Genomic DNA, 13,481 nt, shown 5'->3' with positions numbered 1-13,481 from the left:
ACCGGGCAAACCACACCGTCGGCGATAGGGTGGGGCCGTGTATCCGCAGCCTCCGCCAGCCCCCCGCTCGAACCGGCCCTGGGTGCTGACATTGGTCATCGTGACGGCGTTGGCGGCCATCACCGTGCTCGTCGTGGCAGCGATGCAACCCGGGCGGACGGTGGCCGGAAACGCCCTTCCCGCAGACCAATACGGGCCGCAGGACACTGCGACGCATACGCCTTTCACGACTACTACGACGACAACCCCGGCGAAAGCTGTGATCCCAGCTGTGACGCCCGGCTGGCAGACCGCGTACTCCGTATCCCGCAATGCGGCGTACGACGTGCCCGCGGACTGGAAGGTGCCGACTCCGACAACCATTGTGGGGTTCGAGGGCAGTGGGCTGCGGGCGGTCATGAGTGGGGCCTCGACGTTCAACGAGAAGGCATGCGGTGATTACGGCCCGCGAGCGATTGCGGGCGTGACCGGGTCGAAGATCGCTGACCTGGCCGGGGCTGCGCGCGACGTGGCCGACACCTGGTCGAAGGCGGCCACTGCTGACAATGGGGATACGAATCCGCAGATCACGCTGAGTTCAGCCGAGACGCTCACGATTCAGGGGCGGGCGGCCGCGCATGTGACGGCGACGATCACCAATCAGGGTGCAGTGGATTGCAAACACCCGCCGTCGGGGGTGCTTCACGCGATCGCGCTCACCGATGACGTCGGGCAGGCCGTAGTCATGGTCATCTACGCGGACCAGGGAGTTTCCGACGCTGCCACCGCAGACACGATGCGTCAGATGTACACCACTCTCCGACCCGCCAACCTCGCTCATTCGGACTGTGTTCAGGACCAAACAGTCGTCGGCACCTGGTGCTGATCCCCCGCCATCTCCAGGATTAGGTCCGCCATCATCCCCGACATCAGCGCCTCCGACGCGGTACGGGCTCTCAGCGCGGTCAGACATGGGCCCCCAACATTCGTAACGTGAGCGCCGTTATCTCGGCATGCTATTCGGCCAGGATTCATGCGCATCGGTTGCCACGCCGCTGCCCCGCATCGGCCCCGTTCGCCCTCAGCCTTCGATCTGAATGCTGTTGGTTATCCCCGAGTCTCCTCGTGATGATCAACTTCCGGCCTGAGCGGTCAAAGATCGAGGCAAGCAGGCAATTTTTGCCCTCTACCGCCAGTCTTTGACCGCTCAGGCCGATTCCCTTTACGCCGTGTGGGATTCGACGAACGGCGGCTTGACGACCTCACACTTCAGGCGACGCCCGCGCACATCCACCTCGACCTCATCACCCGGCTCGATCCCAGCGGCGGTGCCGAGCAGCGCAAGCGCAATACCCACCTTGAGCGTGGGAGAGAAAGTGCCGGAGGTGGTTTCACCCACCTGCTCGTCACCGCGCATCACCGTCTGCCCCTGACGCAGCACGCCACGATCAACAGCCTTGAGTCCCAGCAGAACTCGCCGAGGCCCGGCAGCCTTCTCCTGTTCCAGCGCCGCCTTACCCCAGAACTCCGGCTTCTTCCAGCCGACAGCCCAGCCCGTGCGCGCCTGCAACGGCGAAATATCAACGGACAGTTCATGTCCGTGCAGCGGGTACCCCATCTCGGTGCGCAACGTATCGCGCGCCCCGAGGCCCGCAGCCTGACCACCAGCGGCCTCTACCTCGGCCACCAATGCCCTGAACACCGCCTCCGCGTCATCCCAGCGCGGCAGCAGCTCATAGCCCTGCTCACCGGTGTACCCCGTCCGGCACACCCGCACCGGCCGCCCGTCCCACTCGGCGTCCTCGTACGCCATGTACTCCATCTCGGTAGGCAACCCGAGCTTGGTAAGCACCTCCGCAGCCTTCGGCCCCTGCACCGCGAGCACCGCATACTCGCGATGCTGATCAGTCACCGTGATCCCCTCGGGCGCGACCTTCCGCAGCTCCGCCACCACCGCAGCGGTATTCGCGGCATTGGGCACGAGGAAGATCTCGTCGTCGCTGACGTAGTAGGCGATCAGATCGTCGATCACGCCACCCTCGAGTGTGCAGCACAGCGTGTACTGCGCCTTCCCGGGGCGAATCCGATTGAGATCGTTCGTCAGCGCCGAGTTCACAAACGCCGCAGCCCCCGGACCTTTGACCGTCGCCTTCCCGAGGTGGCTGACATCGAACAGCCCCACCGTGGTCCTGACAGCGGTGTGCTCCCCCACGGTCCCCGCATACGAAACCGGCATCTCCCACCCCCCGAACGGCGCGAAGGTAGCGCCCAACTCCACGTGGACGGCATGAATAGGCCCCTGCAGCAGCTTCTCGTCGGTCACCCGAAGCAGCTTATCGGTCGGGCTATTTGCGTGCGATTCGCCCGAACCAGAACACTTCCGAGCTTCAGCGAAAACGGGGCAGCCCGGTCAGCGTCGTAACCGATGGTGGCCGACTGTCACGCGGTTGACCTCCGTTAGAGTCTGCTGAAAGTTTGCGGTGAGGGGGATTGTGACGTCACAAGTGAATTCTGCCGACCTCCCGGCAGCGGGCACCTTCGCGGCCGATCCTCAGGCGCTATTGAACGTGGCCGACTGGTTGGATCGGTCCGCTCAGGACATCGCGGATGCGGTCGATGCGCACATGCGTGCTGTCGGCGAGTTCCTCGGCGGCGACTGGCTGGGCCAGGCTGCGGAGTCGCATCGGGATCCGTGGTCGGAGTGGTACGACGGTACTCGCCGCATTGTCGGCTCGTTTCACACCGATTCCGGACTCCTCCGACAGGCATCGACCGAGTACGACCACATCGACCAGGCCCGGGCTACAGCGGTCGAGCAAGCCGGCGCGAGCCTCGACCTGCCGCCCGTGGTGTGACGTGGCCGACTTCAGAGTTGACCTCGACGGCCTGCAGCAGCTGATCGACGGCGCCGCGAAACTCGAAACGACAATCGAGGACGCTGTATCCGCCATTGAGAAGCAAGTCGACGAACTCCACGTCAACTGGGATGGCGCAGCGGCGATAGCGCACAAAGGTGCGCACGATGCGCGCATAGCCGCCATCAACGAGATGCGTCAGGCACTGGGAGCACTCCGCGACAAACTGAACACCGCCCGCACTGCATACGGCGCGGTGGGCCCGATCAATCTCGGGATGTGGCCGTGAGCCCGACAGCAACAGTTCCGGTCATTCTGTGCCGCGCCGACGAATACCACTCTGCAGGTGAGGTATTCGGCGAGATCGTCACCGACGCAGTGTCTGTCCACGAAGGACTTATCGGCGTCCTCAGCGCCAATGCGGGCATGGCGGGAAGCGACAGCGTCGGCGGAAAATGGGCTGCTTCGTATGACGAAGCCGCAGGTCTGGCGATGTCCACCTCAGCGCGGTTGACGACCGCGTCCGGACAAACCCGCGACCTCATCTCAGTTGGCCTGCACAATCTTCAGGCTGGTGAGTCGGCCGCCAATTTCAACAGCGTTCCCCCGCCGGCCGCACCTCAGATGCCGCCCGTGCCCTGCCTGGTCGAAACACCGGCATCGGCGGCCGGCGATGGGATCCCTGAACCATTCGGCTGGTCGATCATCAAAGATCTCGTAGGCGCAGCCTGGCCGAACGGACACCAGGATGAACTTCATACCGCCGAGGCGGCCTGGAACACCGCCGCCTCCGACTTCCGCACTCTGGCAATGGGAATTCCGGAGGCGGTCGGCTTTCTCTCGAATCAGCAATCGGACGAGATCCCGGCCGCGATCGACGCCTGCACACAACGACAGAACGATCTCCATAGCCTCGCGGACGCCTGCCAGAGCCTCGGTCAAGCCTGCGACGAGTATGCCCATCATCTCGACGAAGCACACCACCAGATCCTTGACGAGCTAAAGGAATTCGCGGCCGAAGCGATAGTAGGTGAGCTCGCGTTCGCCGCCCTCGCTCCATTCACCGCGGGAATTTCCGAGTGGGTCGGCAATACGGCCCTTGGTGCGCGCGTCGCTATGAAAGCCCGTCGTGTGGCTGCGATTATCGCCAGTCTCGCGACCAAGGCAGCCGAAATCACTTCCCGCGCAGTCAAACCGCTCGTCGAGAGCCTGAAACCGCTACTGGAGCGAATCAGCACATGGGTCGATGCCGCGCGGACGAAGCTGACAGAGTTTCTCGGGCGCAGCAACCCGAAAAGCGGACTCTCGCAGAAGACTATCGATGACATTCTTGGAACTCCGAAGGGCGCGCGCCCAGACCCGAGCTCCTACCTGTCTCCCGAATACATCGAGCAACATCTGGCCTTGTTCGACAAGGACGGAGCGACACGATTCATGGTGGAGAGCAACCTGAACAGGTACGGAATCGGACAAGCCGACGGCACGTCCTTCGTGATGCCACGCGGTGAAGCGGACGCACTGCTCGCTACGACCAAGGGAGATCCCGCTGCTCTCGAAAAGGCATTGGGATTGCCCGATGGCTTCCTCGAGAGCAACAAACTGGTTCGGGTCGATATCCCGCATCCCGACACGCATGGCCTCAGGATCCCGTCCGGCAACGAGGCCGGCGCCAACAGCCAGTGGGTTCCCGGCGGTAAGCTCCCTGACGGCGCAAACGAGGCGATCATCGATGTGAAGGGGATGAACGTGGGAACGGACTATCAGGTGACAGATCTCCCGAAGGGCGGCGCCAAATGAAGTTCGAGGACACCTACTTCAGCCGGGAACTCCGATTTGCCGTCGGAGTCGAGCAACAATCTGGCAAGTATTATCTCTCCATCCCGGTCAGCAACGGCCTCGTCGACTACGACGAGTACTACGAGTTGGATCCGGCAACCTACGAGCGATTCATCGAAGACCACGCAGCCGCATCCGATTTCGCAATCCAGTGCCGCCGCCATGAGAAGGACGACCTCCTCATCATGAAGCCAGGAAGCAACCGTGGGGTTGCTATCTAACAGCGGTCCGCAGCCGCTTCGGCCTGAAGTCTCACAGCGTCAGAGTTAGATGCGTTGCGCCCCGAGCTTGTTCCTCCACTTTGGCGTGCAAATACGAGAGAAGCATCTCCTCGTCCACGACTTCTATCTGCTGGCCCCGCATCTGCAGTTCAGCGACTCGACGAGCCTTGGAAGTGGTGAATACGGAAGCATCCCGGCCCGCGAAACGGTCGCCGATCACCAGGCAGGTGGTGCGCTTGGTGACGTTCTTGGCAGGCGTCGCGCCGTGTGCCGCGATTGCGTCCCATACCTGTTGGCGGGTCATCGAGGTGAGATCGCCTGTGAACACGACGATCTGGCCATACAGCGGGAGGCTCGGGTCAGTGCCGGAGATCTCGGGCATGACCAATTCTTCACGCGAGAACACAGATCGGCGAGGTCGACTGAACTGCGGCGCCGGCCGGAACGGCGAGTCGAACCTCCGCCGTTCGAACACTGTCATCTGCTCGAGGTCGGACAGCGAATCCACTCCTGCCCTCGCCGCGAGCGCCAGCACGATATCGGCGGCCGCCCGTGCGTCGGCTGCGGCATCGTGGTGTGCGATCAACGAGATATCCAGTGCGCCGGCGACATCGGGCAGTCGGTAACCGTCGAGGTCGAGATGCTTGCGCGACATCGCCAGGCTGCAGCTGAATTCCCAACTCGGAGCTTCGATTCCGCTGTGACGGCAGGCTTCTCGAATAGCGCCGCTGTCGAATCCGGCGTTGTGTGCAACCAGAGGAAGGTCTCCAACCACTTGGTGCACCTCTGGCCACAACTGTGCGAACGTCGGCTGATCCGCGACCATCGCGGGCCGGATGCCGTGCACTCGAATGTTGTGCGGCGAGAAGAAGTCCACGGCGGTCGGTGGACGGCACAGCCATGAATACGTCTCTTCGCGAATACTGTCGCGAACGATCGTCACACCAACCGCGCAGATGCTGCCCCGAGAGGAGTTCGCGGTCTCGACGTCGATTGCGGCGAACGACAATCCCGCCACTGTCACCGCACCACGAGCGGCAAAGGGCGAGCAGTCTTGCCGCCCTGTTCGATCAGGATCGGGCGCGCTGCCCGCAGCGCCTCGAACTCAGCCCACCGATCAGCGAGATCCGCGATTCCATGCGCCAAACACAATGCCGGACGGACGTTTTCATCAATCTCGCGCAGTGGCGGAGCAGCTTGGCTCGGATGCACAAGAGCGGGCCACTGTGGCCGAATCAGCTTGTTGGACAGCGTTTCCTGATGCTCGGTAAACCGCTCGTCCACCACCGCAACCTCGGCCAGAACCGCATCCACGGTCGCATCCAAGTCGACAACACCCGTCTCCGCCGTGCCCGCAACCACCTCAGCCCCACACCAGATCGCGCAACACCCAGCCGTAATCGTCGAGATCACATCCTCCTGATCGAGTCCAACCACCCAAGCGCCCGTTAGCCGCGAAAGCCCCATCCCCCGACCAACATTCACATGCCAAACAACCAACCGGTCGCCCACTTTATCGAGCACGGCAACAAGGGACAACACAGTCTGATTCATCATGCTCATGGTGCTCCGAGTCCTCCACCGACAGTCTGCACCGGCCACCGTAGAGCATGAGTCCGACATGCCGCCAGACTCGAGGCCGGTATCGAAAGGCGCCAGAAGTTACTACTGCTGGAGCGATTTGTGCCAATAGTCCAGCGTCGATGCGATTCGATCAACTGAATGTAATGCACTGCTACACAGCCTAACTCGACGGCGCTTGACTGACCCTTCAGCGGCTGACCGATATGTCGCGAAAGCCTGTAGCCGACAGGGTTCCCGCTCGATCCTCTCCCGCAACGCCGCGACGTGGGTGAAAATCATGGAGTACCCAAGCGGGACCCGGAGCCAGACAGGGGGAGGCATGGAGGTTCACATCTACACCGATGGCGCGTGCAGTCCGAATCCAGGACCAGGAGGGTGGGGAGCCGTATTGCGTTACGGCACTCGCGAACTCGAACTACACGGCGGCGATCCCGGCCCCACGACCAACAACCGTATGGAGCTGACAGCTCCGATCCGGGCATTGGAGCGGCTCGAACGCCCTGCACAGGTGCGGATCTTCACCGACAGCACCTACGTGCGCGACGGGATCACCTCATGGGTACTGAAGTGGCAGGCCAACGGGTGGCTCACGCAGAAGAAGGAACCGGTCAAGAACGCGGACCTCTGGCAGCAATTGCACGCCGCCTGCTCCATGCATCAGGTCGAATGGGAGTGGGTGAAAGGGCATGCAGGGCATCCCGACAACGAACGAGCCGACCGATTGGCGGTGCGGGGTGCGACCGAGGCAGGCGGGTACGGCGGGCAGCCGGGCGCCTCGGCACCGCGAGAGCGTTCTCCGCGCAAAGCTGTCGGCCCAGCCGCTAAACCCTGTCGCGCGTTGACGAAGTCGGGCTCGGCCTGCCCGAACGCCGCCTCCCGCGAATCCGGGCTGTGCCATATTCACGACCCGGCGCTGCAATGCGGCGCGATCAATCGAAAAGGCAAACCATGCGGCATCGCCACCGGAGGCGGCCGCTGCAAAACCCATTACGACGTGCCTGATTCGAGGACTGACACCACACCATCCCTGCTCGACCTGGCAGGTTCGTGAGCACTGAGTCCTGAAAGGCTGGCGACACCTCCAACCGGCCCCGTGCTCACCGTTTACGAAGACGGACCGATAGAGTCCGCAACGGGTTCCTGTCCTGATGCACGAGGGGGTAAGACGGGTGGCTGAAATCGCAGCGGGCGGTGCACTGCGGATCATCGGGTTTCCGATGCCCAAGGGGCATACCAGTCCCGATCTGTGGTCCGGGGCGGCGGTGTCCGACGACCAGATCCGGGCGCTGGCGGTCGGCGCGTACTACTGCGACAGCTGGGGCGCCTACAACGACACGGTCGCCTTCGAGCCGGAACTGCCCAGGCGCAAGGAAACTCGCCGCGAGGCCACCATCGAAGGTCTGCATTCGGCGTGGGGCGTCGACAATGCCGACGAAGCTCGCGACACCATTCGCAGGCTGCTCGCAGGCATGCACGCGCCATTGTTCACGCTCATCCATCCTTTGGCGGTAGAAGCCTCCGTGGAGTCTTTCCGTCCCGGCCGGACCAGCATCGCCACGGGGCACCGGGAATTCCTGCAGACCCTTTCACAGTTCCGCGGCTATGAGGCCGCGTCCGGAATCGACCGTGATTACGACGCCTGGTTGCAGGCGATCAAGCTCGGCATCGTCAACGGATTGCCGCAGCCGTTGCACACCGATGCCACCGCATGGGACCTGGCCCGCGTGGTTTTCATCGCCCGATCCGCCCACACCGCCGGATATCTCCCGGAGGACGAGGCCTGGGAACATATGCTCGCCGGCCTCGCGATCGCACAGCAGCACTACCCGAATTGGCGGCAGTTCGCGGCAGGCTTCCTCACCGGCGCCATCTTCTGGGCGGCGACGCGGGATCTCGCAGCTGCCAAGGAGCAGGTCGGTGAACGCCGAGAGGTGTTGTACGCCTTGCAGTCCCGACCCACCAGCCCATGGCGGCGGGTCGCCTTACATCCCGGCACACCGCTATTCGGAGTAACTGCCGGAACGTAGATCAGCCGGGCATGGCCAGCATGATGCCGACGGCCTGCCGATGAAACGGCTCGTCCTCCACCATGCCGAGCCGGCGACGCTCCACCAGCAACTGCCACTCGGCGAACAGATCCGTCGAGGCCGGGCGCGCCAGCGCAATCGATCCGTCGACATGCTGGATCTCGCACGCCAGGTGCACTGCCGTCGCAACCCGCGCGAAATCCACTGGCGCCCAATCGATGAACTCGAGCACAGTCGGGTAGGCATGCACCTTCAAGGTCGCGGGCGCGCCCGGCGCCGGAGGATTCACCACCTCGGCCCGATCGACGGCGGCGACAGGCAACTCGCGAACCTCAGCGCCGACGAACAGCAACCGGAGCGTGGTGATCGCCACCAACCCCGGCGCCCCGGAGTAGCTGGCCTGAGCCAGCTCCATCACATACTCATCCGAACGGGCCAGCGTCTGCAATGCGGTGATCTCACGAATCATGTTTCCCGGGAACCGCATTCGCTGCGCCGCCCACGTCACGTCCTGACGCATCGGCCCGTGCTGCGAAGGCACCAGCGGTGGCGGCGTGAAATCCGGCCGAACGATCGCGACCCGCCGCGCCTCGAGCAGTTCCCGCCGCACCGCCCGCACCAGTTCTTCAGCCTGTTCCCGCAGCTCCGGCTCCAAGTAGACCGGCACCGGATGATGTTGCGTGGCAACCCCGTTCACCACGAAATCCGGTGATCGGAAGAACAACAGCACGGCAATCCGCCCATCCTCCGTGGAGGCCCCCGCAATACGCCGCAACTCGGACACCGCGACATCGACGGCAACGTCGTCGTCACTCCGGAGCGGCTGCGTCACCAACCGGCCCCCGCCGAACCGAATCGCGGTCCGCTGGCCCCACACCTCGAGCATTATTCGTCCCTCCCACTCGCCAGCATCGAACCGAAATCCTACCGACGGGGTCCCACAACTACGAGAGCCAGGACGAACGCTTCAGTTAGCTTGATACACCATCGGCAGAGACACGATCTGTTGCCGGAAACCGTCATCGCCATTTGCGTCGAGGAAGTATGTCTGCACCTGAAATTCCAACGGGAAGGCAGAGCTCGACCGAGTAATCAGGTCAGCAATTTTGGACCGGGAGGATTGAGTCTGCTCGGATTCATCGACGCCGACCACGAACACGGGCTGCGAGTCTCCGACCTGCACCAACCCAAATCGGGCTGACTTGACAGACCTGATCGAGGCGAGATTCCGCGACAGGGTGTTCAGGAATTCCTCTGGGCGGCGCGCGGGTTCGCCGATTCGGACCTCGGATCCCGATGTCACTTCGTTCGAAGCCCCACGCAGAATTCCCACTCCCGAAGGCATGATGGGAAGGCCGGGTGCCTGCGCCCGCCAATTGAGAGCGATCCCAACCTGTGGCGGCAACAACTCGGCGAGCTGACGCACGGGAATCCTGATGCGCGGGACCTCACCCGCGGTCAGGACTAGTTGCTCCTCAGACGAGTAGGCGGGAACGTAACGCGCACCATCGATTTCCGTCGTCGTGAAGGTCGCGGCGGCGTTCGAGACCGAGTCAGCACCGACCGGCACATATGCGATCTGGTCACGCATGGCGCTCAACAGGTCGTCAGCGGACACCCGCCCGGCCTGTGCCTCCGACAACAATCGTTCGAACTCGTTGTCAGGAGAGGTCACCGTCGTTCCTTTCGTCCAAGATCCGGCCGAGCGCCTCGACCTTCTCCTCGAAAATCAGATTGAGTCTGCGCTGTTCATCGAAATCTGTTCGCACCAGATAGAAGTCGGTGATGTTCCTGCCACCGACATACAGGCGATCGAAGAGTTCCTTCGCCGACTCGACGGCCGTTCGATCGGGTTCGTCAGAATCGGTGAGAGTCGCGCCGATCTCCTCGAACCGACCGCTCCATAGAAGGATTCGGCGATTCTGCGGCTCATCTCGCAGCTGAGCCAAGATTTGCGAAACGGCCGATACAGCGGCTTCGCGCCGCTGGCGGTAAGAGTCGCTGCTCACTTGAGTGGCCACGCTCCTAACACGTCGGTGCCTGGAATCTTCCATGGCTGCGGGACGAATATCTGATCTGCCGCGCCACCGAGATGGACTCCGGATTGGTAGCCGACGGGGCCAACATACACTTCCGTGCCCGCCGGGATCTTCACCTGGAACACGGTGTCCAGGGGCGATTCCCCTTCCAGTAGACCGGTCTTCGGATTGACCCACTGGGGCTTGACCGCGGAATCGATCCGCACCTGGGCGACCGAGGAAGGCGGCTCCGCCGTGAACCACTGGCCTAGCGGCTCGTCAGCGGTCCCACCGCGATACAGGGTGACATCGTCCTTCAACACAACCGTGTCGTACTTGCCGCCGGCGAAGTTCGCGGCAGGGTTGTTCCGCAGCGCCGCGAGCGGGCCCGGGTTGTCGACCATATTGAACTCATAGGCACCGGGATTCTTCCCCGTGAGCAAAAAGCGTGTTCGAACAGCTGCCACCCACTGGCGGATCTTGGCGGCAAGAGCAGTGCACCGCTCCAGCATTGTCGTAGTGATCCGAGCGGCGACAACACCCGCCTTGGTGGCCAGGTTGCCGATAATGGTGGCGACCCGACCGGCTTTGTATGCGGCGCGGGCACCCACAGCGGCGTTCCCGACAAACTCCGACCCACCTGCGGTGAAGGGTATGAGAGCCGCGGAGATGATCTCGCCCACCATCGCTTCCGCCGCGAATTCCTTGAGTTCATCAAGGATTTGGTGATGCGCCTCGTCGAGGTGTTTGGCGTACTCCCCACAGGCATCGCCCAGCCCCTGGCAGATGTCGGCGAGCTCGTTCAGGTCGGTTTGGCGTTCGGTCGCCGAGGCGATCGCGGTGGGGATCTCATCGGATTGCTGGTTCTGCAGGAAGGCGATCGCGGGGGAAACCTGGCCGGCGAGCAGCCGGAAGTCGATAGCGGCTGTGTGCCAAGCAGTTTGGGCGGTCAGTAGCTCATCTTGATGACCATTTGGCCAGGCGGCACCGACAAGATCCTTGATGAAGGACCAACCGAAAGGTTCGGGGATCCCGTCTCCCGCTGCCGACGGAACCGTGGCTACCAGGCAAAGCATGGGAAGTAGCTGCGGCGCTGGCGGTGGTGGCGTTTCATCGTGGTGAGCGGCAGCCTCGGTGACTGCGTGGTTGTACACGGAGGCGGCGATCAGGTCCCGTGTCTGCCCGCAGGCCGTCACGAGATCTGCCGATGCCGTCAGTGCTTGCGCCGCGACAGGATCATAGGCGGCAGCCCACTTCTGGCCGATGCTGTCGCTGCCCGCCATCCCCGCGGTGGAGATGAGCACTCCGATCAGACTCGTATGAGTGGTCTGTCCATCGGTGCAGATCTGGCCGAAAACTTCACCAGCAGAGTGGTATTCGTCAGCGCGGCACACAATCAGAGGCACGGTCGGAGTCGGACTCATGGCCACATTCCCTGATTCGCGGGGCCGACCGCGCTGTAGGCCGTGTGTGCGGCCAGTAGCTTCCCGCGCAGGTCCACCAAAGCCGTGCGCATCTCGGCCACCGCGGCGATTCGCTCGTCATGCGCGCTCTTATGCGAAATCGCAGCTTCGCCGGACCAGTTGACGTGCAGCTCATCCACACGCTTCTCGATCTCAGCGATCCGGTTCTCGATGGTGGTTTCGAGAGCCGCGGCTCCGTCGATCAAACCCTGCAATCCAGGCAAATCCACCCGATAATCCGCCACAGCTATACCGCCGGAGGGAGGTTCAGACTCGAACCCGCAGCATCGAGCGCCCCGGCCCGAACCTGATCCTGCCCTCTGTATTCGTTCGCCGCCTGCCGCAGCAGACCCGAGTCCGTCCGGAACGAACCGACTATGCGACGAGCCCCTTCCTCCCACTCCGCCCACGGGTCTTCATACGAGGTTGCTGCCGCCCCCTGCCAGTCGGCGCCGACAAATCGGCGAACCTCACGCATCTGCTTATCGAGTGCATCCGCGATCTCCTGCGCAACCTGATCGACCCAGCCTGCGACCGCGCACAGCTCCCCGGGACCGACAGCAACTTCTCCTGCCATGCCGATCAGGCTATCGACGGGCTACTGCCCTTTGCACACCGGGCCGAAAAGGTGGCACCGCCCTGCAGGAGAGTCGGCCACACAATAGAAACGCGCGACCAGCGGGGCATAGGACCGTCATTGCAGGGGAGCTGCCGGCGCTCTTCACAGAATCGACCAACCTCGGCAGCACATCAACTAATGTCCCCTCGTGGCCGACACACAGCCGTCCTCCCCCTCCCGCCGCGGACCGCGCCGTAAGAAGCCGGTCACCTTCCGCTTGCACGCGACGGTCGTCGGCACCGAGCCGCCGCTGTACCGATGGCTGGACGTCTCCTCCGAACTGTTCCTCAATGACCTCAATGAGGTCATCGGCGCATCCTTCGGCTGGGTCAATCGCGCCTCCCACGAATTCCGTTGTGGCGCAGCCGTCGACGACCCCACCGCGGACCGCTACATCTGCCCCGAAGCAGTCGCCGACCGCGACCCCGCCGTCCCCGAGGAACAGGTCCGCCTGGACGAACTCCTCACCGACCTGGGCGACACGCTGTACTACATCTACGACTTCGCCGACCCCTGGGTGCACCACATCTACGTCGAAGAGATCCTGCCCCGCACCGCGAAAATGCCCCGAGCCCGCTGCGTAGGCGGTCAGCGCGACTGCCCCGCAGACGTCGCGGGCGGGATAGCCCGATACGAATACTTGTCTCGCAGAGCAGATTGGGACGACGAAGGGGAATCCTTCCAGTATGTCCGCCCGGAAGACATCATCACCGAATCCGAGTACGCGGAGCCCAGCCCGTTCGTCATCGAAGAGATCAACTGGGCACTCGCCAACACCTTCGGCTACGGGCGGGAGCAGAAGTCGGTCGGTCCATGACGACGCATTGAACCTGGCCAATCGATGCAAGCGAAAAGTGCATCGCCGCCAGTTATAATTGC

The 13,481-nt window shown here is 63.2% G+C and carries 16 protein-coding genes and 1 pseudogene; 8 read left to right on the top strand and 9 right to left on the bottom strand.

Annotation, left to right across the window (positions count from 1 at the left end; translation table 11 throughout):
- The first annotated feature begins 100 nt into the window (after positions 1–100).
- Complete coding sequence (locus OG716_RS00370) at positions 101–865, top strand: hypothetical protein (protein WP_405135752.1); 765 nt, start codon at positions 101–103, stop codon at positions 863–865.
- Positions 866–1,201: 336 nt separating this feature from the next.
- On the opposite strand, the gene gcvT is transcribed toward OG716_RS00370, so the two are convergent.
- Positions 1,202–2,302 (bottom strand): glycine cleavage system aminomethyltransferase GcvT, encoded by a 1,101-nt coding sequence (gene gcvT / locus OG716_RS00365; protein ID WP_405135751.1) that lies wholly within the window; start codon positions 2,300–2,302, stop codon positions 1,202–1,204.
- Positions 2,303–2,483: 181 nt separating this feature from the next.
- Between gcvT and OG716_RS00360 the strand changes: the two genes are divergently transcribed.
- The 4 genes from OG716_RS00360 to OG716_RS00345 are packed head-to-tail and all read left to right on the top strand — an operon-like array spanning position 2,484 to position 4,891.
- On the top strand, positions 2,484–2,834 hold the full coding sequence (locus tag OG716_RS00360; RefSeq protein WP_405135750.1) for a WXG100 family type VII secretion target: 351 nt from the start codon (positions 2,484–2,486) through the stop codon (positions 2,832–2,834).
- A gap of 1 nt (position 2,835) precedes the next feature.
- Positions 2,836–3,123 carry a WXG100 family type VII secretion target gene (locus OG716_RS00355; RefSeq protein ID WP_405135749.1) on the top strand — a complete coding sequence of 96 codons (288 nt, stop codon included), beginning with the start codon at positions 2,836–2,838 and terminating at the stop codon, positions 3,121–3,123.
- Positions 3,120–4,631, top strand: coding sequence for a hypothetical protein (locus tag OG716_RS00350; RefSeq protein WP_405135748.1), 1,512 nt, complete (start codon positions 3,120–3,122; stop codon positions 4,629–4,631). Before OG716_RS00355 ends, OG716_RS00350 begins: the two co-directional genes overlap by 4 nt.
- Entirely contained in the window at positions 4,628–4,891 is a 264-nt protein-coding gene (locus OG716_RS00345; protein WP_405135747.1) for a hypothetical protein, read from the top strand. The genes OG716_RS00350 and OG716_RS00345 overlap by 4 nt, the downstream gene beginning before the upstream one ends.
- A gap of 31 nt (positions 4,892–4,922) precedes the next feature.
- On the opposite strand, the gene OG716_RS00340 is transcribed toward OG716_RS00345, so the two are convergent.
- Together OG716_RS00340 and OG716_RS00335 are read right to left on the bottom strand one after the other, a co-directional pair.
- Complete coding sequence (locus OG716_RS00340; protein ID WP_405135746.1) at positions 4,923–5,900, bottom strand: exonuclease domain-containing protein; 978 nt, start codon at positions 5,898–5,900, stop codon at positions 4,923–4,925.
- 11 nt (positions 5,901–5,911) lie between these two features.
- Entirely contained in the window at positions 5,912–6,454 is a 543-nt protein-coding gene (locus OG716_RS00335; RefSeq protein WP_405135745.1) for a hypothetical protein, read from the bottom strand.
- A 340-nt stretch (positions 6,455–6,794) separates the two neighbouring features.
- Between OG716_RS00335 and rnhA the strand changes: the two are divergent.
- Positions 6,795–7,229, top strand: a pseudogene (rnhA, locus tag OG716_RS00330) (ribonuclease HI); the annotation flags it as partial.
- Positions 7,230–7,644: 415 nt separating this feature from the next.
- Entirely contained in the window at positions 7,645–8,502 is an 858-nt protein-coding gene (locus OG716_RS00325; protein WP_405135744.1) for a DUF1266 domain-containing protein, read from the top strand.
- Position 8,503: 1 nt separating this feature from the next.
- Here OG716_RS00325 and OG716_RS00320 read toward each other — a convergent pair whose 3' ends face one another.
- The 6 genes from OG716_RS00320 to OG716_RS00295 form a co-directional block, all read right to left on the bottom strand.
- Positions 8,504–9,334 (bottom strand): hypothetical protein, encoded by an 831-nt coding sequence (locus OG716_RS00320; protein ID WP_405135743.1) that lies wholly within the window; start codon positions 9,332–9,334, stop codon positions 8,504–8,506.
- Between the two features lie 135 nt (positions 9,335–9,469).
- Positions 9,470–10,177: an enhanced serine sensitivity protein SseB C-terminal domain-containing protein gene (locus OG716_RS00315; RefSeq protein WP_405135742.1), complete on the bottom strand. Its 708-nt coding sequence runs from the start codon at positions 10,175–10,177 to the stop codon at positions 9,470–9,472.
- Positions 10,164–10,511: a hypothetical protein gene (locus OG716_RS00310; protein ID WP_405135741.1), complete on the bottom strand. Its 348-nt coding sequence runs from the start codon at positions 10,509–10,511 to the stop codon at positions 10,164–10,166. The genes OG716_RS00315 and OG716_RS00310 overlap by 14 nt, the downstream gene beginning before the upstream one ends.
- Positions 10,508–11,944: a hypothetical protein gene (locus tag OG716_RS00305; protein ID WP_405135740.1), complete on the bottom strand. Its 1,437-nt coding sequence runs from the start codon at positions 11,942–11,944 to the stop codon at positions 10,508–10,510. The genes OG716_RS00310 and OG716_RS00305 overlap by 4 nt, the downstream gene beginning before the upstream one ends.
- Positions 11,941–12,213, bottom strand: a complete 273-nt coding sequence (locus OG716_RS00300; RefSeq protein WP_405135739.1) for a WXG100 family type VII secretion target — start codon at positions 12,211–12,213, stop codon at positions 11,941–11,943. Before OG716_RS00300 ends, OG716_RS00305 begins: the two co-directional genes overlap by 4 nt.
- 17 nt (positions 12,214–12,230) lie before the next feature.
- Positions 12,231–12,560, bottom strand: coding sequence for a WXG100 family type VII secretion target (locus OG716_RS00295; RefSeq protein WP_405135738.1), 330 nt, complete (start codon positions 12,558–12,560; stop codon positions 12,231–12,233).
- Between the two features lie 190 nt (positions 12,561–12,750).
- On the opposite strand from OG716_RS00295, the gene OG716_RS00290 reads away from it, so the two are divergent.
- Positions 12,751–13,419: a plasmid pRiA4b ORF-3 family protein gene (locus OG716_RS00290; RefSeq protein ID WP_405135737.1), complete on the top strand. Its 669-nt coding sequence runs from the start codon at positions 12,751–12,753 to the stop codon at positions 13,417–13,419.
- Positions 13,420–13,481 lie beyond the last annotated feature (62 nt).

This window comes from Nocardia sp. NBC_01388 (assembly GCF_045040085.1).
GTDB lineage: Bacteria > Actinomycetota > Actinomycetes > Mycobacteriales > Mycobacteriaceae > Nocardia.
Note: the sequence above shows the minus strand (reverse complement) of the source record. Positions and strands in the feature narration are given on the sequence as shown.

What these genes read in the sequence shown, in the direction of transcription:
- OG716_RS00345 (WP_405135747.1), top strand. Translation starts at nt 4,628, where the DNA reads ATGAAGTTCGAGGACACCTACTTCAGCCGGGAACTCCGATTTGCCGTC.
- OG716_RS00335 (WP_405135745.1), bottom strand. Translation starts at nt 6,454, where the DNA reads ATGAGCATGATGAATCAGACTGTGTTGTCCCTTGTTGCCGTGCTCGAT.
- OG716_RS00305 (WP_405135740.1), bottom strand. Translation starts at nt 11,944, where the DNA reads ATGAGTCCGACTCCGACCGTGCCTCTGATTGTGTGCCGCGCTGACGAA.
- OG716_RS00295 (WP_405135738.1), bottom strand. Translation starts at nt 12,560, where the DNA reads ATGGCAGGAGAAGTTGCTGTCGGTCCCGGGGAGCTGTGCGCGGTCGCA.